This is a genomic window from Pseudomonas sp. SWRI111 (assembly GCF_014268555.1).
GTDB classification, from domain to species: Bacteria; Pseudomonadota; Gammaproteobacteria; order Pseudomonadales; family Pseudomonadaceae; genus Aquipseudomonas; species Aquipseudomonas hamedanensis.
This window is the reverse complement of sequence record NZ_JABWQQ010000060.1, coordinates 1-530: the sequence shown is the minus strand read 5'-3', so window position 1 is coordinate 530 and position 530 is coordinate 1. Positions and strand designations below refer to the sequence as shown.

1 protein-coding gene is annotated in these 530 nt (G+C 64.0%); it reads right to left on the bottom strand.

What is annotated here, in order from left to right; all coding sequences use genetic code 11:
• The coding region (locus tag HU755_RS26935) for a contractile injection system protein, VgrG/Pvc8 family (RefSeq protein ID WP_272978330.1) at positions 1-530 on the bottom strand (530 nt) is incomplete at both ends.

Below are 530 nucleotides of genomic sequence, written 5' to 3'. Positions count from 1 at the left end.
ATGCGTGGTTTCGGGTGGCGCAGGGGCGGGCGGTTGGGCACGTCCCATGGCGTGGCCTGAAAGCGGTTGCGGTAGCCCTGGTGGAAATCGTCTTTCAGCGCGGTGGTGTCGCTGGTGACGGACTCTTCAAGCACCTGCGGTTGCTTGCCTTCGTGCAGCACTTCGGTGAGCAGCCAGAGGTCGTTCCATTTGGCTTTCGGGTGCTCGGTCAGAGCGAGGAAGTGGCCGCTGACCAGTAATGGCTGATCGCTCTTGCCTTCGGCGAGCTGGAAGTCGCTGCGGTGGCGTTCGAGGGCGCGTTTGGCCAGGTGCTTGCCGCGCTCGCGGTCGATGAAGCGGCCCGGGTAATCGTAGTCTTCGAGGTCGGGCAAGGCGTCGCCACGGTTTTCGCTTTCCAGGGTCAGGCGCGGTTTTTCGAAGTCGTAGTCGCGGCGGGTGGTGCGGCTGGTGCGGGTTTCCAGGCGCAGGTCGAAGCGCTTGATCACCGGGTTATTGGCGACCATGCCGGAGTCTTGCTGATAGGCCACGGG